Consider the following 17,987-nt stretch of genomic DNA (forward strand, 5'->3'; position numbering starts at 1 on the left):
AACGCAAAGGAGCAAGGTCATGACCGCCCTGACATTGGCGATCGACAACGCGGCTGCAACGGCACGACGGATCAGTGGCACTCCTATCGTCAACAATGGCGTGCAGATCATGGATGTATCAGGCCCGCACCCCGATGACGTCATCCGGCAGGCGGGCGACGACGGTGATTTCGTTCTCGCGATGTTGTCACGGGCACGGATCTTTATCGAAAGGGTCGCAGCCAGGAGGCGCGCTACCAACGTCGCCAGAACCCGGGTGGAAACCCGGCGCCAATTGGCGAAACTGCCGACAAGGGTCAGAAACGACCTGTTACAAGCGGAACAGAAAGTGATCAGGTCTCCTGATACAAGCTGTTAGGTAGCGGCAAGAGATCACAATGCTTGATGAAAAGCATCAAACATATTCGTTGGATTGATCAATTCGGTTGCGTCATAACCCTCACATGGTCGCGACCTTTTGAAAAGCTCAGAAGGAACCAACAATGTCTACGAACCAGTACTCCCCGTCGTCATCGAGCCAGAGCCTTGCGGCTTTGCCCGGTCTTTTCAGCCTGCGTGCCCGCGCCTGGGCCGCTTGGAAGCGGCACCGCAACGAGCGTGCGCTGGAGAGCCTCTCCTATGACACGCTGAAGGATATCGGCTTTCCGTCCGTCGACGACGCGGTGCATAAGACTGAACAATGAACAGCGACACGAGCTGTCATACGCACAGCAACTGCTGGGCGACGAGCCGATGAAGGGCATTCCCGCAAACGGAATGCCCTTCATGTTTTTGGGCGCCTGCTGATCGACGGCATTGAAAATGCCTGTTGGCCTCTCCGAAAGCATAAGATCCCCTTCAAACTTCTACAGTACCGTGCTTGTCGTAAGGACAAAGAGCGGGCGGGGAAGTTCTCGCGCGCCGCAAGGCTGCTCGGTCTCAAGCGCACCTCGATCGCCTCCATCTGCCCCTGAGGCGGCGCACTCGGGCGATGAGCTTCGCCTTGGTTTCTGATCATGTGAGATACAGCATAGTCACCTGCCCATTCTTGCCCAGGAATCCACCCTTCACCGGCAGCGCGCAAAGCGGCATCTTGTCAGATACCGACATCGGCGCCGCCACAGGCGGGATAAGTCGCAATTGGCAAAACCGCGACCGGGCAAGCCGAAAAACTTTTGTCGCGGAGCGAAGTCCCTTCTAGCCGGTTTGCGCCACGATCTCCGGACATTCTGTCGCTTTCTACACAATCACCGAATTTCGCTCTTGACGCACCGCAAAGCCTCATGTCGCAATGCGAAATTTCTTCTCGGTCGCGGCTTTCCATGTCAATGTCGCAAATCGACAAGCCGGATGACATATTGCAAGCGACGAATAGACACCCTCGTCCACCATGGGAAAGCCTCATGAACAAGCCACTGACGAAAAAGCGCTCGCTCGTCTTCTTTCTGGTGCCGAACTTCTCTATGCTGCCTTTCTCCGCGGCGATCGAAACACTCCGCATTGCCAACCGCATGCTCGGCTATGAGGCCTACACATGGCGCCTCGCCTCGACCGATGGGCAGAAGGTCTTCTCCTCAGCCGGCATCGCTCTCGAGGTCAACACCTCGCTTGCGGACGAGCGCAAGTCTCTGGCGGGCGAGAACCGTCCTTCCATGGTCCTGGTCTGTTCGGGCGTCTACGTCGAGGAGTTCCAGAACAAATCGGTCAATGCCTGGCTGCGCGAGGTCTACAATCGCGGTATCGCCGTCGGCAGCCTCTGTACGGGCGCCCATGTGCTGGCCTCCGCCGGCCTGCTTACGGGCAAGCGTTGTGCCATCCACTGGGAAAACCTGCCAGGCTTTTCCGAAAGCTTCCCACAGGCGGAGGTCTATGCCGACCTCTACGAGATCGACGGCAACATCTACACCTGCGCCGGCGGCACCGCCTCGCTCGACATGATGCTGAACCTGATCGACCAAGACTTCGGCGAAAGCCTGGTGAACCGCGTCTGCGAGCAGGCCCTGACCGATCGCGTTCGCGGCCCACATGACCGCCAGCGCCTTCCGTTGCGCGCCCGCCTCGGTGTTCAGAATGCCAAGGTTCTCTCGATCATCGAACTCATGGAAGCGAACCTCTCCGAGCCGCTCTCGCTCCTGGAGATCGCCGACAGTGCCGACCTGTCGCGCCGCCAGATCGAGCGGTTGTTCCGGCAGGAGATGGGCCGCTCGCCGGCACGTTATTACCTGGAGATTCGCCTCGATCGCGCCCGGCACCTGCTGATTCAGTCGTCGATGCCCGTGGTCGAAGTCGCCGTCGCCTGCGGTTTCGTCTCCGCTTCGCACTTTTCCAAGTGCTATCGCGAACTCTACAACCGCTCGCCGCAGCAGGAGCGCGCCGAGCGCAAGCTGACGCTACAAATGGCTCGCTGAGGCGCGCTCACCCGGGTCGGAAGCCGCCGGCATTCGGCCCGTTGACACCTACGACGCCAGCGCCTCGAGCAGTGTAAGCTCGGATATGACGCGGTTTCGCCCGGCATGTTTCGCCATGTAGAGGAACTGGTCGGCGGCGTGCAGGTAGTTCTCGAAAGCTTCCGGCGCTTCGACCGTCGCAAGGCCGATCGAAACGGTGATCGCCAGTTCCTCGTCGTCGGCGACGATCTTCGATTTCGCAAGCTCCGCCCGCAGTCTTTCGCAAAAGACGAAAGCGTCGCGCATGCCGAGCCCGTCGAAAAGAATGCCGAACTCCTCGCCGCCGAGACGCGCCAGAAGATGCTCCTCGCCGACCAGCACCTTCAATCGCCGGGCGACATGCTTCAGCACGAGATCGCCGATCTCGTGGCCGTAAGTGTCATTGAGGCGTTTGAAATGGTCGATGTCGAGCACTGCGACCGAGGTACCCCCGCCGCGTCTCAGATACTGCTCCACAAGACGCGGGCCGGTCATGAAGAAGTGCCGGCGGTTGAAGATCCCCGTGAGGTAGTCGCTCGCCGCCGCGAGTTTCAGGGCCTGAATCCGCTTCTGAAGCATGGCGGCGTGTCCGACGCGGCCGCTGAGCTCAGCCTCGAGGAAAGGCCTGCGGATGAAATCCGCCCCACCGGCCTCGATGAAGCGCGCCGCCACACGCGCATCACCTTCATCCGAGAGGCCGATGATCGGCACGGCATCCTCGCCCTGACGCTTGCGCACTTCTTCGAGCAGCGCGAGACCCGCAAGGTCGGCGAGACCCGTATCGGTGATGATGACGTCGATGGCCTCGCCTTGGTCCAGGACCGCCAATGCTTCCCAGGCCTCCGACGCCTCGATCACCGCGAACCGGCCACGGCGAAGGATGCCTGCAAGGTCCTGTCGCGAGGCCGCACGGGAGTCCACGAGCAGCACCGTCGTCCGTCCCTTGGTAAGGACCCGGTCGACCGCCGCGATCAGCCGCTCGATCGATTCGGGCTCGTTCTTGACGATGCAGTCGGCAACGCCTCGCTGAAGGATCTGATCGCGGGTGCTGTCGTTGAAGGCGGCCGTGAAGACGATAGCCGGCACATTGCTGGCGAGGGTGAAGTCCAATGCCTCGCAATTCGGCGCATCGGGCAGGTTGAGATCGAGGACAGCAAGCGAAAACGGCCATTCCCCCGCCGCAGCGACCTCAGCCTTCACCGAGGCAAGCGAGGCGCAATGGACGACGTTTATTCCGTGGGTGAGTTCCAGCCCATGCCTGAGAACGGCCGCGAACATTCGCGAATCCTCGACAAGCAGCAGACGCTTGTCGCGGTGCTTCTGAACATGGTTCGCCCGTCCCGACGCGCGGCGCAATCTCACGATCCCTGCAATCCCATCCCTTACAGCGTCGTGCGTCCTTTCAGACGACAAAGGTCGCTGTAGCATATCCTTCACAACAGCAGCGACGTCGAGGTTCTTCGCCTCTGCGCAACTCATTCCCGTGGCGGAGCTCCGGTGGCCCAATATGCGTGTGCGCCCGTTCGCGCCGCCCGACCGAAGCCCCGTTCGGTGATATGCGCGTATCCGGGAATTCCCCATTTCTATTTGCCGCAATTGAACGGTCTGCCGGTTGCAAATTCGTTAATGAATCAACCGCCAGCATGATATTTCAACCGCCCGCTCGAAAATTCGCGCTAGGCGGGGATCTTCACCTTGTTGCTCAGCGTCTTGATTTTCGTCAGCGTGTCGAGGTTCTGATTGACGCGGCAGTAAAACTCCTCGTTTACGAAGGGACGCACGACGAAATCATTGCCGCCGGCCTTGAGGAAGCGCGCGGATAGCAAGCGGTTGGTCGATGACGAAACGCCGATGATGCGCAACTGATGGGGACCATAGGCCGAGCGGATGCGCCGCGTCAGTTCGAACCCGTCGATATCCGGCATGTTGTAGTCGGTGATGACCAATGCGATATCGGGATTGGTCTTCAGGATTTCCAGAGCGGCCGCCCCACTCTCGGCCGAGCTCGTGCGGAAATTGTAGCGCTTCAGCTGGGTGGTGAGCAGCGCCCGGGCCGTCGGACTGTCGTCGACGATCAAAACATGATGCTTCTGGTTGGTGAGGAAGCGGCAAACCGACTCCGCCAGCATGTCGACCGCGAAGACGCTGTCCTTGATGACATAGTCGACGATGTCCTTGGCAAGAATCGCCTCGCGCGTCTTCTCCTGGAAGGAGCCGGTGAAGACCACCGTCGGCACGCTCATGTCGATCAGGTAGTTCAGAGCCTCGCCGTTTTCCGCTCCCGGCAGGTTGATATTGGAAATGGCAAGCGAGGCTGGAAAGGACGCATTCTCGACGGCGAACTGCAGATCCTCGTAGTCGCGGCAGACAATCACGTCGATATCGAACAGTTCCTTCAGCCGCTTCGAGACCATGGAGGAAAACAGGTTGGAGTCCTCGGCAAGCACAATGCGGTGCTCGCCAAGGGATTCGCCGGAATAATACATTCCGGAAACGCCGAAGAATGACATTGATCGCCTATGTGAAAGAGTGTCCCCGCAAGCATCGTAGGGGAAGAGGCTTTATTGGTTGTTAATGGAGTGCCCGCAAATGCCGACTGCGACAGGGGCTTGCGGAAGCAGCCGCGGTCTACTACCGATGACCGAAGAGAATTGGACGCTCTACACGCGCAAGCTCAGGTGTATCGACGATGACTCTTTCAGGCTTCGTTGCCTATTCAAGCGCTTTGACGATCGCGGCAATAATTCCCGGGCCGCAGATTGTTGCAATTGTTGCACAGGCCATGAAGAGCGGATACCGCCAAGGCGCCTGGATGACAGCGGGAATGGTCCTCGGTGACGTGCTCTACCTCTCGATGGCACTCGGAGGTCTCGCTTTCGTAGCAGAGACTTTCACTTACCTGCTGATCGCGATCAAATGGGCGGGTGTGGCTTATCTTTGCTGGCTGGCAGTGCAATTCTGGACCTTCGGCGACGCGCTCGACGGGGTGGATGCACGACCGGAGACGGGAAGCAATGCATTTCTTTCGGGTATCCACGTCACGTTGGGAAATCCCAAGTCTGTCCTTTTCTACATTTCCATCCTGCCGACAGTCGTGGACATCAACGCGCTGTCGCTGGCGGATGTCTTTGTTCTGCTGGCGATCACCGCGGTCATTTTGACAGCTGTCCAATTGCCCTTCGCCCTCGCCGCGGCGAAGACACGCAGGACGCTGCAGTCGCCCCGCGCCGCGCGGCTCCTGAATCGCGGAGCTGCCGTTTGCATGGGCGGTGCGGCGGCCACCATCGCCGTAAGGAACTGAATGGCAGGAAACAGACGGCTCCCCTGCGCGAAGACAAATCGCCTGACCGCGCGGCAATTTCCATATAGAATGCCGCCATGGGTGAAGCTCAGACTCTATTCGAAGTCCTGCGCCGATCGGTGAAGCCGGAGGTGGTCGGCGCCTTCGAGCGGCTCGTTCGGGATGCGCCAGACCACAAGCTCTGCCGCATCAATGCGCTCGCCTTTGCCGCCTCCGGAGGGCTCGACGAGGAGGAGACGATCGCTGGCTTTCTCCACGCCTCGCGGCTCGGCATTTTCGAGCTGTCTTGGAACGTCCTTTGCCCCGGCTGCGGCGGCGTTCTCGATGCCAATACGACATTGAAGACGGTGCAGAGCACCGAATACACCTGTGCGCTCTGCGCCGCCGGCTATGAGCCGACCCTCGACGAAATGGTCGAGGTTACCTTCACGGTCAGTCCGCGGGTGCGCCACATCGATGCACACAATCCGCACGAACTGCCTGCGATCGAGTATCTCCGCCAGATGTACTGGGGATCCGGTGTCGACCTGCCGGAGGAGGGGTATGAGGAGAAAGTCGACGAGTTCGTTATCGAGACGCTCGAATTGCCGCCCGGCGAAAAGGCAGTCATCTCGCTGCAGCTTCCGGCGGAGTTCGTCATCGTCTTCGAGCCGGTGACGCATGCGGCGCAGTTCCTGGACGTCAGCGGCGAACCGACCAAGGAACGCCGGAACATTGCCCTCGTCTTCGACCGCTCACACCGCCATGCCGAAACGCTGAAGATGCAGCCCGGCCCGCTTCGGATCCAGGTGGAGAACCATGCGGAAGTCCGCACCCTCCCCTCGGTGTGCATCGCCAACGAGGCGCTGCACGGGATGCTCGGCCGCCGCCGGCCGTTCCTCACCGCCAAGCGGCTGCTCTCAAATCAGACCTTCCGCGACATCTACCGTACCGATACGCTCGACGTCGACCAGCGGCTGAAGATCACCAGCCTCACATTTCTGTTCACCGACCTGCGCGGCTCGACCGAGCTCTATGAGCGCGTCGGCGACCTGGCGGCGTTCGATCTCGTGCGGGCGCACTTCCGGGTCCTGAACGAGATCGTCGCGGCCGAGGCGGGCGCTGTCGTCAAGACGATCGGCGATGCGGTGATGGCGACCTTTCCGACACCCGACCGAGCGGTTGGGGCGGCTATGCGGATGCGCGATGCCATGCGCAAGCTGAACGACGAACGCGGCAGCGAGGACCTGCTCTTGAAGATCGGCATTCACGAAGGGCCGTGTATCGCCGTCAACTTGAACGAGCGGCAGGACTATTTCGGCCAGACCGTAAACATCGCCTCGCGTGTTCAACATCTGGCTACCTCGCGCGAGATCTTCGCCACCGGCTCGGTGCTCGGAGACCCGCGCACCTCCGGCCTGCTTTCAGACCGGGGTTTAAGCCCGATGTCGCACAACGTCACTCTGCGCGGTATCGCCAACGAGATCAGCATTTTTGCGATTCCGTGAGGCCGCGTCCCAGCCGGACGGCGGACTTCTGGTCTCGGCTACCCGGGAGGATTGGCCCGATGCAAAGGTCGGCCGACGATCGTCCTGGCGTTCGTCGTTCAGTGGAAGTTCAGGCTTGACGGCGCACTTTGGCGGCAGTTTAGGGAGAAAGCCATGCGTACCCTGGCAGTTCTATGTGCCGCCGCGGCGATGATAACCGGCACGGCCGAGGCCGGGAGCCAGTCATCGAACACAAGCTCGAACAGTTCGTCCAATAATACGGTCGTTAACGAGCGGATCGTGGGTACCCGTTGCGAAGACGGCTATTGCGAGCGCCGCGTTTTGCGTCGGACATATCGCGACGGACGCGATGGCGGGGAAGGCGAATGGCGCCACTATTATGATTACGATGACTGAGCAGATATCTTGAGGAAGACGTCGGGCCTATCCGACTGCCGCCGGGGAAAAGGACCTATCAGAAAAATCCCGCCTGATCGCGGTTTCGAGACCAACATCTAAATTATCGCCTAAAGGCTGTCGGAATTGGCCGCGGTCATCCGTTCTAGACCAGTAACCTGGCGAACAAGGAGAGCGATAATGAGAAAGATCGTTGTTGGTGCATTCGTAAGTCTTGATGGGATCATGCAGGCGCCGGGCGGGCCGGACGAAGATCCCGTCGGCGGCTTCAAATATGGCGGTTGGGCCTTCCCTTATTTCGACGAGGTCATGGGACAGGCGGTCGACGAGATGTTTGCCAAGCCGTTTGACCTTCTGCTCGGCAGGAAAACCTATGACATCTTCGCGGCGCATTGGCCCTATGCAGGCGCCGACGACCCGATCGGCTCCTTGTTCGACCGCATCACCAAATATGTCGCGACGCGCAATCCGGACTTGAAGCTCGACTGGCAGAACAGCCAGACCCTGGGCAGCGACGTCGTCGCCACGCTCCAACAGCTGAAAGGCGAGGAAGGACCGGATCTGCTGACGCAGGGCTCGACCGATTTCCTTCAGACCCTTTTCAGCCATGACCTGGTTGACGAGATCTATATCTCGTACTTCCCCGTCGTTCTCGGAAAGGGCAAGAAGCTGTTCGGCGACGGTGCGAAGCCGATGGCGCTGAAACTGGTCAGTTCGAAGACTTCCGGAACCGGCGTCACGGTCAACAAATACATCCGCGGCGGGCCGGTCGTCACGGGCTCGTTCGAATTCGATCAGCCGAGCGCCGCAGAGCTGGAACGGCGGCGGAAGCTGACCTGAGCGATTGCCGACGCGCATGGATCGCTTTTTCATCGTGCGCGTTCAATGCGCCCATTCCTTCCGTAAGATTCCAACGATTGGCCATGATTTCGGGCGTATAATGGTCCCGATGAAACATGGGAGGATATCATGAGAACCGAAGAAGCGATGCATTCCGGTGTTCGTTGGATCGGCCCGGAAACAGATTTGCGGACTATCGCGCGCATCATGAAAGAGGAAGATATCGGCGCCGTGCCGGTCGGCGAAAATGATCGCCTGATCGGAATGGTAACGGATCGCGACATCACGCTGCGAGCGCTGGCGAATGGCGGTGATGTCACCTCGCTTACGGCGCGGGACGTCATGACCAGGGAAATCGTCTATTGCCGCACCAATGAATCCGTCGAAGACGCCATCCATCTGATGGAGTCGAAAAAGATCCGGCGGCTGCCGGTCATCAACGATGACAAGCGCATGGTCGGCATGCTGTCGCTGGGCGATATTTCCCACTGCACCAGCCAGGAATTGGCAGGCGAACTGGTCAAGGCCGTCAGCGCTCACCACGCCTGAGCCGCCCCACGACAGTTTTTCCCGCACAAGACGGCGGCGCCATTGTAGCACCGCCGCCCGTTTGGCCGGCTGATTTCGCTATTTGACGACAACGGAGCCGTTGACAATCTCGATTGTCTCGTTGCCCTGGAGACCGATGTAATCGCCGCTTGGCGCGGTCACGAAGCAACCGCTTGGGCAGATCATTTCCGTGGCGCCGGAATCGACGACCATTTCCATCCGGCTTTCCCCCTCGACGATCACCAATATGGCGGATTCGCCGTCCTTATTAGTCACCATGGCAGCATTCGCACTGCCGGTGACGAACATGCCGCAAAGCAAGGCAGCAACAACTGTCTTCATGGCCATCGGCGCGCGCCGCGCGCCGCCCCCTTCGGCCGGTCACCCTTTCGCCCCGTGGCAAAAATACCGGCCACCCCCTTCAGCCGACGCCAACCTAGACAATGGCGGGTTGAATTGCATGCTTTTTACGAGAGAACTGCTGAATAGGCGCTGAATGGCGGGTTGACGCTGTCGTTCTGAAGTACGAAGGCGGGCAGCTTGTATCGTGTTCTGCGACACGGCGAGCGGAGTCCGATGCGGCCGCAATTTGCCGATCTCCGCAATATCTTTGGACGAGATCTTCCCTGCCCCTTGATCCGGCGATTGTTGACGGTCTATGCGTTTGCGACGCCGGCCCGGCGTTTCGGGGATCAGGGTATACAAGGATTACCGCTTATGGAGATTTTCACGTCAGCCGGACTATTGGCGCTTATGCAAGTTATCATCATCGACCTCGTGCTTGCCGGGGACAACGCCGTCGTGATCGGCCTCGCGGCAGCGGGCCTGCCGATCGAGCAGCGCAAGAAGGCCATTCTGGTCGGCATTATCGCGGCGACCGTGCTTCGTATCGTGCTTGCGGCCTTCACGGTCCAGCTTCTCGCCATCATCGGGCTTCTCCTCGCAGGCGGCATTCTCTTGCTTTGGGTCTGCTGGAAAATGTGGCGCGAGATTCGTTCAGGCGGCCACGAAGAGCTCGGATTGGACGCCGCCAATGCGCCGAGGAAGACATTCAGACAGGCCGCGACCCAGATCGTCGTGGCAGACGTGTCGATGTCGCTCGACAACGTGCTTGCCGTCGCGGGCGCCGCACGTGAGCATCCGACGGTCCTCGTCTTCGGGCTCATGCTCTCCATCGCGTTGATGGGCGTTGCGGCAACTTTCATCGCCAAGCTGCTGGCACGCTACCATTGGATTGCCTATGTCGGTCTGGCGATCATTCTCTACGTCGCTCTCGATATGATCTACCGCGGCGCCATGGAGGTATGGCCACACGTCGCGCCTGTCGCCCAGGCCATGACCGGGCTTTAACAGCGGCTTCCGACGGGGCGGCCATGTGCCGCCTCGTTGGGTTGTCAAATGCTCCGGAACCGGTGCCTGGACGCGCCGGTTCGCCTTATTGCGGCAATAACTTTGTGGGGCGCTGAAGAGCGTGCCATCTGCAGCAGTGATGCAGGCCGGCCTACACAGCGCCGTGCGCCTTCAGACGCCCAAAAGTCACTGTAGCACTTTTGAATTGCTGCGAAGCAATTCGCAGCTCTCCCGGCCGGCTCGCCGGTGGCGACCTTTCGAAGGTCATTCGCTTCAGCGGCTGCTGCTGCGCGTTCCGAAGGACCGGCGGCGCGTCTCGCTCTCCTCCGGCTGAATCTCGGCTTTTTCCTCCTCAGCCGCCGGGAGCTCGGTTTCGGATGACGTCGCTTCCTCCGGCGTGGTGTCTTCCACCTTCACCGGGAATGGGGCACCGATCTCCTCGTCGCGGAAGCGCTCGTAGATCGAAACACGAATGTCGTTGCGGACATTGCCGGCCGTAAGCACGTCGGCGACATAGATGCGCAGTTCGAAAGTCATGCGCTCGTCGCCGAAGGCGGTGAAACCGACATTGGGCGCCGGATTCTTGAGGACCATCGGATGGGCGGCGGCGATTTCGTGCAGCAGGTCGATGACCCGCCGAGGATCGCTGGAATAGCCGAGCGTGACGGTGATCTCGGACCGCCCAAGCTTGTTGCGGTGGGTCCAGTTGCCGACCGACGCGTTGATGAGCAGCGAGTTCGGCATCATGATCGACTGATGCTGGAAGGTCTCGATCTCGGTCGCACGGACGGAGATGCGGCGAACGAAGCCTTCGGTCGTGCCGCTGACGATCCAGTCGCCGACCTTGAAGGGCCGCTCGACGAGCAGGATCAGGCCGGAGACGAAGTTCGAGACGATGTTCTGCAGGCCGAAACCGACGCCGAGCGAGAGAGCACCGGCGACCAGGGCGAGGCTCGAAAGGTCGATGCCGGCCGCAGACAAGGCGATCAGGCCGGCAATGCCGACGCCCGTATAGCCGATACCGGTGCGGATGGAATTGCGCACCCCGGCATCTACGCGGCTGCGCGCCATGACGTTGCCGTCGATCCAGCGCTGCACCCAGCGCGTAACGACAAAGCCAATCGCGAAGAAGAGCACGCCGGCGAGAAGGCCGACGAGCGAAATCGTAATCGACCCGATCCTGATCTCCGTTACAAACCGGTAGACCCAGGATTCGATATCCGCGATCTGGAAGCCCCATTGCAGCAGGATCAGCGGAATGAAGAAGAGCACGACGAGGGCATATATGCCGAGGCCGGCGGCAAGGCCGATCTGGTCGAGTGCCACCTGTTCCAGTTTGAAGCGCCGCTCGAGATAACGTCCCGCCACCGTTTCCGCGAACGCACCCTGCTTCGAAACCGAACGGCCGGTGAGAATGCCGACATACATCGTCACCAGAATCGCGCCGGTGATGATGATTTGGGTGGCGATGAAGCGCGCCAGACCGACATAGCCCGAGAAGGCAACGGCAATAAGGCCCGCCCCCATCAACAGGAATGAAACGGAAACGATCCGCGGCCATGGCCGACCGGGTGCGTCAAACGGTTCGTCCGGCCTGAGCGTCGGACGAATCCAGGCCATCGACATCAGAATGAGCCCGATGATGATCGATGCCAGGAAGCTCTTGGCAACGGTCAGCAAGACAGGCGACCCAAGGGAATCACTGATGCTGCCCAGCAGGTAGTCGAGACCATTGACCAGTACCATGGCGAAGATCGGCACCATCAGCATGCGGGCGCCGCGGTCCGAAACGCGCACAAGACGCCAGCTCGATCGCACCGGAGAAAGCACGGCACTCGCGAGCCTGGTGACGAAGAAGACGACAACGCCCATGCCAAGCGTCACCGCTATGATCGGCGCGATATCCGGCCGCAAGACGTTGAAGCTGCTCAGAAAGAAATAGCTGGAGGCAGCGAAGGCGATGAGTGCCATCGTCGGGATCAGGGTAGACCAGAACGTCAGCGAAAGCTGGCGGAAATAGGTAGGCTCTTCTTCCTCCTCCCCGTGGCGCAGGAGGAAAGGCGAGAAAAGCCTATAGCTCCCGACGAGGAATATCAGCGCCCCACACAGCGAGAGAAAGATCGCGCTCAAAAAGGGGATGCGCTTGTAGTTCCACGCGAACGTCACCCAACTGCTGACGCTGCGCCACAACGCCCTGCTTTCGTCAGCCGTTGTCGCTATCGCCTCGCTCAACATCGCCGCCGAAACCTCGGTACGCTTCAGCAGCGTGTTGGAGAACAGCGCACGACGGGTGGCGGTGATGCCGTTGGCGAGCTTCTTGGCCTCCACCGAAAGATTTTCAGCCCTTCCCGTCAGCGCGTTGATGGCACCGCGCTCGGCAAGCAGGCGCTTTCGCTCCTCGGTGACGATTGGCGCCTCGGGCGGCTGACCCTCGCCTGGCGGATCGCCGAGCTCGGCAAGCCTCGCCTTGATCTCGTCGAGACGTGGCCGGGTCGCCACGGATGCTGAGATGATCTGCTTCGACAGCTCGTCGACCTGCACCTTGAGTTCGGCGAGCAGCGTATCGTCCTCGGACGCGGCACCGACGCGGTCGGCAAGCTTTTTGAGTTCGCCTTCGGCTTGGGTGAGCTGGTCTTCCGCCTGCTGCAGCAGGGGAGAGTCTGCCGCCCCGGCGTCGTCAGCCTCGGCTTGAGGCGCCGGCTGAGCGGGTTGCGCGGGCTGGGCCTGTTGCGGCTGGGCCGCTTGCTGGGCCATCGCCAAGCCTCCGCCGGCCAGCGTCAGCACGACGAATGAAACGGCAATCAAGCGAGCGGTCAATTTTCCAGCGGGATGCAATTCAATATCCTTCGAAACCCGGGAGCCACACAGGCGGATCGCCCAAGCGATCGACTTCGTCCGATGTGCATGCGTAACACGGCAAAAAGATGCAGAGCCGAGCCGGAGCGATGCTTTCTACGTGAATCCGCATCAGTGCACAAATATTCCGCCTCGCGTCAAAAGCAAATGAGATACAGTTTCGACCGCGCGCCACCATGCTTCTGGTCGACGTATTCGCCCAGAAGAGAGACTGGAAAAGAAGAAAGAGGTATGATGAACTGCGAGGCATGCGCGGGGTCTGCGTGGGGGAACGGAAATGGCAGAGTCATTGCATCCGGCCGCAGTCGATCATCTACCCGTGTTCGTTACCGCGCCGGGCGACGCGGATATTCTCTTCAATGTGATGGCGGTATTCGTGCTGCTGCTGATCTTCCTGATCGGCCTCCTATACCTCAGGCTGCACGCCCTGCCCGAGCACATGGCGCACGGCGCCAGCAAGGTGCAGTTGCAGCTGGTAGCTGTTCTGTCGCTGATTGCGCTCTTCACACACAACCATCTCTTCTGGATCGCAGCGCTGCTGCTGGCACTCATCGAGTTTCCCGACTTCTCAACGCCGATGAGTTCAATGGCAGACTCACTTCGGAAAATCGCCCACCGAGACGACAAGCCGCTCGAAACGGGGTCGACGGAACTCCCTGCCACGCCGACGAAACCCCAGGCGATGCAGCCCGAGCCCCAATGGGGCCCGTTCGAACCGGCGCCTTCGGCGAGCGAAGGCCTGGCGGAGCGGAGGGGGTGAGCCATGCTGGAGTTCATGATCTGCTCGATGCTGACGATCTTTCCAGACTTCCTCTTTCGCCGCTATGTTCAGGGAAAGAGGATTGGGCGGGAGATCAATCTCTATTCGATGTGGTTCGAGTTGCGTTGGGGTATCACCGCCTGCGTGATCCTCACGCTCTCGCTGATCACCCTGATTTTCTACTTTCACCCCTCAACGAAGAACGTCACGGCCGTCTTCCGGACGGTCACCATCTTGCCGGAGGCAAACGGCCGCGTGGCCGAAGTCTTCGTCGGCACCAACCAGAAAGTCGCCGCGGGCGCTCCTCTCTTCCGCCTCGACAATGCGCAACAGCAGGCAGCCCTTGAAACCGCCCGACGTCGCGTCGCGGAAATCGATGCCGAGACAGCAGTTGCCAAGACCGAACTGGCGGCAGCGGACGGCATGATCGCGCAGGCGGAGGGCGCATACCAACAGGCCCAGGACGAACTCTCCACCCAGGTCGAACTCAACCGCCTCAATCCGAATGTGGTGGCGAAACGCGAAATCGAACGGCGGCAGGTGGCCGTGGATGCGCGCCAAGGCGCGGTTGCCGCGGCCGTTTCGAACAAGCAGACCCTGGAGACGAAGATCGCCTCGCTTCTGCCGGCGCAAAAGGCAAGCGCCGAGGCGGCCCTCGCCCAGGCTCAGGTCGAACTCGACAAGACTCTTGTGCGCGCCGGCACGGCGGGGACGCTCCAGCAATTCACATTGCGGCCTGGCGACATCGTCAATCCGATGATCCGTACCGCCGGAATCCTCGTGCCCGATGATCGCCGCATAGGGCTGATTGCCGGGTTCGGCCAGATCGAGGCCCAGGTGATAAAACCAGGCATGATCGCCGAGGCCACCTGCGTCGGCATGCCCTTCACCATTATTCCAATGGTGGTAACGGAGGTCCAGAGCGTGATAGCGTCCGGCCAGGTACGCCCGACTGATCAACTGGCCGACGTGCAGCAGTTGGCGCGACCCGGAACTCTGACAACCTATCTGGAACCACTCTTCGAGGGGCAGTTTACCGGCATTCCTCCGGGAAGCAATTGCATCGCGAATGCCTACACCAGCAATCACGACGAATTGCACGCGCCGGATATCAGCACTTCGCGCTGGGTTTACCTACATGTGATCGATGCCGTCGGTCTGGTGCACGCCATGATCCTCCGGCTGCAGGCGCTGCTCCTGCCGGTGCAGACGCTTGTCCTGACCGGGCATTGATCCGGAGGGCGCCCGGATGCCACTGAACATCCCGAGGCTGCCCCTTCTCGCCGGCCTCGACGGCTACGAAACGAGCGCCCTGCGCAGCGACTTCTCCGCCGGCCTGGCAATTGCCGCAGTCGGCCTCCCGAGCGCCATTGCCTACCCGGCGATTGCCGGCCTTCCGCCGGAAACCGGACTCTATGCCAGCATTACGCCGCTGGTGGCCTATGCGCTTTTCGGCCCCTCTCAAAGGCTCATCGTGGGACCGGATGCGGCAACGATGACGGTGCTCGCCGCGGTCCTTGCGGCGATCTTTGCCACACCGGGGATAGCGACCGACCGGGTCACCGTGGCGGCGCTCCTAGCGCTGGCGGTGGGGGCTCTCTGTCTTGCGGCGCGGGCAGTGCGCCTCGGCGTGCTCGCAACCTTTCTGTCGCGCCCAATCCTGACCGGCTTCTTCGCGGGGATTTCGCTGTCGATCCTGATCGGCCAGATCGAACGGTTCACTGGAACCGACATCGAGGCGGACGGCCTTATCGGCCCCGTACTCGAACTTTTCCGCGAGGCGACGTCGATTCATTGGCCGTCGCTGGTGCTGGCCCTCGGATGCTTCGCCCTGCTGCAGGTGGCGCGGACCGTCAACTCTCCCATGCCCGGTCCCGTGATCGTCGTCGTTCTGTCCGTGCTGCTGTCGTTCCTCTTCGATTTCGAGGCACGCGGCATCGCAATCGTTGGCAATATTCCCGAAGGCCTGCCCTCGTTGATGCTGCCCCGGATGGGAGATCTTCCGTTCGACACATTGCTCTTCGGCGCAGCCGCCATTTTTCTGGTGAGTTTCGGCTCTGGCGTCATCGCGGCCCGCAGCTTCGGGGCGCTCGGCGGCTATCAGGTCGACCCGAACCGTGAACTCGCCGGGTTCGGCGCTGCAAATATTGCCGCAGGACTGTTTGGCACATTTCCAGTCACAGCTCCGATTCCCGAACAGCCGTGAACTTCTCCGTCGGAGGCCGCTCACAGATCGCCAGCCTCGTCGCGGCGGCGACATTGATGGCAGTGCTGCTGTTCTTAGGTGGCATCCTACGCATTCTGCCGATACCGGCGCTTGGCGCGATCCTGGCGGCAACGGCTTTAAGCCTGATCGATCTGGCGGCCCTGAAGCACATATGGCGTGTCAGCCGCATGGAATTCATCTTCGCACTGATCGCAATGTGGGGGCCGATCGGGCTTGGCGTCCTGAATGGCGTGGTGATCGCGATCGCCGCAACGCTGGTCTATATCCTGCGGAAGAGCATGTACCCGCACGATGCCCTACTCGGCCGTATTCCCGGCCGGGATGGATTTTACAAGCTGCATCGCCAGCCTCAGGCCCGTCCGGTGCCAGGCTTTGGCGCATGCATGATCCAGGGCAGCCTTCTTTTCTTCAACACCGACTATGTCCGGGGCCGGCTGCTTTCCATCGCTGGGGCGCTGCCGGCGGGCACCGTCTGGTTGGTGGTGGATGCAAGCGCGGTCCCGCAGATCGACAGCACGGCAACCGCCATGGTCGAGGAGGTTCACGAAGACCTGAGGAAACGCGGCATCGCGCTTGGCCTCGCAGAACTGCACACGCAGGCGCGGGCAATGCTCGATCGGGCCGGCGTCATCGACAAGATCGGCTCCACCATGGTGTTCGAGAGCATCGAGGATGCGCTCGCCGCCTTCGCAACTCGATCAGATCGCGCGGCCGAGTGAAGCGCATCGGTGGCGCAGGCCAGGAATTCGGCAAGAGGGAGAAAGATGATGGCCAAGAACGGGAAAAGGGACCGGGAAAAGGAAAAGGTCAAAAACAAAGACAAGGGCAGCCGGCACAGGCTTGATGCCAGCCCAGATCCGCCCGACGCAGAATCGGCGCGCCACTATCAAAAGGAACTCGACCGCCTGCAGATCGAAATTGCCCACCTCCAGGCCTGGGTGAAAAAGACTGGGGCCCGCATCGTTATTATCTTCGAGGGACGCGACGCGGCAGGAAAAGGCGGGGTGATCAAGCGTCTTACAGAGCGGGTCAGCCCGCGTGTCTTTCGCGTCGTGGCGCTATCGGCGCCGACAGATCGAGAGAAGACCCAGATCTACATGCAACGATACATTCAGCACCTGCCGGCTGCTGGCGAGGTCGTGATCTTCGACCGCTCCTGGTACAATCGGCCGGGCGTCGAGCGCGTGATGGGCTTCTGCACCGATGAACAGGCAAAGCGGTTTCTGGAGCTTGCACCGCGTTTCGAGGCTGCCATGGTCGAGAGCGGCATCGTGCTGCTGAAATATTTCCTCGACGTCAGCGAGGAAGAGCAGGAACGGCGGTTCCGACAGCGAATTGGCGACCCGCTGCGCCAGTGGAAGCTCAGCCCGATGGACGTCGAATCCTACCGCCGCTGGTGGGACTATACGCGCGCCTATGACGAGATGATCCGCATGACCGACGCGGAATATGCGCCCTGGTGGATCGTGCCCTCCGACGACAAGAAACAGGCCCGCATCAACTGCATTTCGCACATTCTGTCGTCGATCCCCTATGAGCCCGTCAAATTTGACGAGCCCGAGTTCGGCAAGCGGCAAAAGCGGCCCGACGACTATATAGAAACCACGCGCACGCGCCGGTTGGTGCCGAATGTGTACTGACGACAAGGGTTGCGCGGCCCCCGCCGACGCGCAACCCGCCTGAGTTGCATGCAGCCCGTCTGGCGGTTCAGACCTTGTCCGGCGCCCAGTTCAGGAATACCAACGAGCGCCGTTTCCGACTCTCAGGGATTCCCACGGGGCTTCGAATCTGAATCCATGCAGCAAACGGGAGGTTT

16 protein-coding genes and 1 pseudogene are annotated in these 17,987 nt (G+C 60.8%); 13 read left to right on the plus strand and 4 right to left on the minus strand.

Annotation, left to right across the window (positions count from 1 at the left end; translation table 11 throughout):
- Positions 1-19 precede the first annotated feature (19 nt).
- From AU381_RS04510 to AU381_RS04520, 3 genes are all read left to right on the plus strand, one after another.
- Entirely contained in the window at positions 20-358 is a 339-nt protein-coding gene (locus tag AU381_RS04510) for a hypothetical protein (RefSeq protein WP_064240594.1), read from the plus strand.
- A gap of 124 nt (positions 359-482) precedes the next feature.
- Entirely contained in the window at positions 483-683 is a 201-nt protein-coding gene (locus AU381_RS29490) for a hypothetical protein (protein ID WP_064240595.1), read from the plus strand.
- A 699-nt stretch (positions 684-1,382) separates the two neighbouring features.
- Positions 1,383-2,387, plus strand: coding sequence for a GlxA family transcriptional regulator (locus AU381_RS04520; RefSeq protein WP_064240596.1), 1,005 nt, complete (start codon positions 1,383-1,385; stop codon positions 2,385-2,387).
- Positions 2,388-2,435: 48 nt separating this feature from the next.
- Here the strand turns inward: AU381_RS04520 and AU381_RS04525 are convergent, their stop codons facing one another.
- Entirely contained in the window at positions 2,436-3,767 is a 1,332-nt protein-coding gene (locus tag AU381_RS04525) for a GGDEF domain-containing protein (RefSeq protein ID WP_064240597.1), read from the minus strand.
- Between the two features lie 314 nt (positions 3,768-4,081).
- The gene (locus AU381_RS04530) at positions 4,082-4,915 is read right to left on the minus strand and encodes a response regulator (RefSeq protein ID WP_064240598.1); all 834 of its coding nucleotides are present in this window, start codon (positions 4,913-4,915) and stop codon (positions 4,082-4,084) included.
- Positions 4,916-5,094: 179 nt separating this feature from the next.
- On the opposite strand from AU381_RS04530, the gene AU381_RS04535 reads away from it, so the two are divergent.
- The 5 genes from AU381_RS04535 (at position 5,095) to AU381_RS04550 (ending at position 8,978) form a co-directional block, all read left to right on the plus strand.
- On the plus strand, positions 5,095-5,706 hold the full coding sequence (locus AU381_RS04535; protein WP_064240599.1) for a LysE family translocator: 612 nt from the start codon (positions 5,095-5,097) through the stop codon (positions 5,704-5,706).
- Positions 5,707-5,783: 77 nt separating this feature from the next.
- Positions 5,784-7,193 (plus strand): adenylate/guanylate cyclase domain-containing protein, encoded by a 1,410-nt coding sequence (locus tag AU381_RS04540; RefSeq protein ID WP_064240600.1) that lies wholly within the window; start codon positions 5,784-5,786, stop codon positions 7,191-7,193.
- A 153-nt stretch (positions 7,194-7,346) separates the two neighbouring features.
- Positions 7,347-7,589 (plus strand): hypothetical protein, encoded by a 243-nt coding sequence (locus tag AU381_RS28230; protein ID WP_082909663.1) that lies wholly within the window; start codon positions 7,347-7,349, stop codon positions 7,587-7,589.
- A 180-nt stretch (positions 7,590-7,769) separates the two neighbouring features.
- On the plus strand, positions 7,770-8,429 hold the full coding sequence (locus AU381_RS04545; protein ID WP_064240601.1) for a dihydrofolate reductase family protein: 660 nt from the start codon (positions 7,770-7,772) through the stop codon (positions 8,427-8,429).
- Between the two features lie 129 nt (positions 8,430-8,558).
- Complete coding sequence (locus AU381_RS04550) at positions 8,559-8,978, plus strand: CBS domain-containing protein (RefSeq protein WP_064240602.1); 420 nt, start codon at positions 8,559-8,561, stop codon at positions 8,976-8,978.
- 78 nt (positions 8,979-9,056) lie between these two features.
- Here the strand turns inward: AU381_RS04550 and AU381_RS04555 are convergent, their stop codons facing one another.
- Positions 9,057-9,320, minus strand: coding sequence for a hypothetical protein (locus tag AU381_RS04555; RefSeq protein WP_064240640.1), 264 nt, complete (start codon positions 9,318-9,320; stop codon positions 9,057-9,059).
- A gap of 375 nt (positions 9,321-9,695) precedes the next feature.
- Between AU381_RS04555 and AU381_RS04560 the strand changes: the two genes are divergently transcribed.
- Positions 9,696-10,328 (plus strand): TerC family protein, encoded by a 633-nt coding sequence (locus tag AU381_RS04560; protein ID WP_064240603.1) that lies wholly within the window; start codon positions 9,696-9,698, stop codon positions 10,326-10,328.
- 273 nt (positions 10,329-10,601) lie between these two features.
- Here AU381_RS04560 and AU381_RS04565 read toward each other — a convergent pair whose 3' ends face one another.
- Positions 10,602-13,082 carry a mechanosensitive ion channel family protein gene (locus AU381_RS04565; RefSeq protein ID WP_244520020.1) on the minus strand — a complete coding sequence of 827 codons (2,481 nt, stop codon included), beginning with the start codon at positions 13,080-13,082 and terminating at the stop codon, positions 10,602-10,604.
- A 379-nt stretch (positions 13,083-13,461) separates the two neighbouring features.
- On the opposite strand from AU381_RS04565, the gene AU381_RS04570 reads away from it, so the two are divergent.
- From AU381_RS04570 to ppk2, 4 genes and pseudogenes are all read left to right on the plus strand, one after another.
- The gene (locus tag AU381_RS04570; RefSeq protein WP_064240605.1) at positions 13,462-13,944 is read left to right on the plus strand and encodes a hypothetical protein; all 483 of its coding nucleotides are present in this window, start codon (positions 13,462-13,464) and stop codon (positions 13,942-13,944) included.
- A gap of 3 nt (positions 13,945-13,947) precedes the next feature.
- Positions 13,948-15,177 carry an HlyD family secretion protein gene (locus AU381_RS04575; protein ID WP_064240606.1) on the plus strand — a complete coding sequence of 410 codons (1,230 nt, stop codon included), beginning with the start codon at positions 13,948-13,950 and terminating at the stop codon, positions 15,175-15,177.
- A 16-nt stretch (positions 15,178-15,193) separates the two neighbouring features.
- Positions 15,194-16,890, plus strand: a pseudogene (locus AU381_RS04580) (SulP family inorganic anion transporter).
- 48 nt (positions 16,891-16,938) lie between these two features.
- Positions 16,939-17,811 (plus strand): polyphosphate kinase 2, encoded by an 873-nt coding sequence (gene ppk2, locus AU381_RS04585; RefSeq protein ID WP_064240607.1) that lies wholly within the window; start codon positions 16,939-16,941, stop codon positions 17,809-17,811.
- The last annotated feature ends 176 nt before the right edge of the window (positions 17,812-17,987 follow it).

Source organism: Sinorhizobium glycinis, assembly GCF_001651865.1.
GTDB lineage: Bacteria > Pseudomonadota > Alphaproteobacteria > Rhizobiales > Rhizobiaceae > Sinorhizobium > Sinorhizobium glycinis.

What these genes read in the sequence shown, in the direction of transcription:
- AU381_RS04510 (WP_064240594.1), top strand. Translation starts at nt 20, where the DNA reads ATGACCGCCCTGACATTGGCGATCGACAACGCGGCTGCAACGGCACGA.
- AU381_RS29490 (WP_064240595.1), top strand. Translation starts at nt 483, where the DNA reads ATGTCTACGAACCAGTACTCCCCGTCGTCATCGAGCCAGAGCCTTGCG.
- AU381_RS04520 (WP_064240596.1), top strand. Translation starts at nt 1,383, where the DNA reads ATGAACAAGCCACTGACGAAAAAGCGCTCGCTCGTCTTCTTTCTGGTG.
- AU381_RS04530 (WP_064240598.1), bottom strand. Translation starts at nt 4,915, where the DNA reads ATGTCATTCTTCGGCGTTTCCGGAATGTATTATTCCGGCGAATCCCTT.
- AU381_RS04535 (WP_064240599.1), top strand. Translation starts at nt 5,095, where the DNA reads ATGACTCTTTCAGGCTTCGTTGCCTATTCAAGCGCTTTGACGATCGCG.
- AU381_RS04540 (WP_064240600.1), top strand. Translation starts at nt 5,784, where the DNA reads ATGGGTGAAGCTCAGACTCTATTCGAAGTCCTGCGCCGATCGGTGAAG.
- AU381_RS28230 (WP_082909663.1), top strand. Translation starts at nt 7,347, where the DNA reads ATGCGTACCCTGGCAGTTCTATGTGCCGCCGCGGCGATGATAACCGGC.
- AU381_RS04545 (WP_064240601.1), top strand. Translation starts at nt 7,770, where the DNA reads ATGAGAAAGATCGTTGTTGGTGCATTCGTAAGTCTTGATGGGATCATG.
- AU381_RS04550 (WP_064240602.1), top strand. Translation starts at nt 8,559, where the DNA reads ATGAGAACCGAAGAAGCGATGCATTCCGGTGTTCGTTGGATCGGCCCG.
- AU381_RS04555 (WP_064240640.1), bottom strand. Translation starts at nt 9,320, where the DNA reads ATGAAGACAGTTGTTGCTGCCTTGCTTTGCGGCATGTTCGTCACCGGC.
- AU381_RS04560 (WP_064240603.1), top strand. Translation starts at nt 9,696, where the DNA reads ATGGAGATTTTCACGTCAGCCGGACTATTGGCGCTTATGCAAGTTATC.
- AU381_RS04565 (WP_244520020.1), bottom strand. Translation starts at nt 13,082, where the DNA reads ATGGCCCAGCAAGCGGCCCAGCCGCAACAGGCCCAGCCCGCGCAACCC.
- AU381_RS04570 (WP_064240605.1), top strand. Translation starts at nt 13,462, where the DNA reads ATGGCAGAGTCATTGCATCCGGCCGCAGTCGATCATCTACCCGTGTTC.
- AU381_RS04575 (WP_064240606.1), top strand. Translation starts at nt 13,948, where the DNA reads ATGCTGGAGTTCATGATCTGCTCGATGCTGACGATCTTTCCAGACTTC.
- ppk2 (WP_064240607.1), top strand. Translation starts at nt 16,939, where the DNA reads ATGGCCAAGAACGGGAAAAGGGACCGGGAAAAGGAAAAGGTCAAAAAC.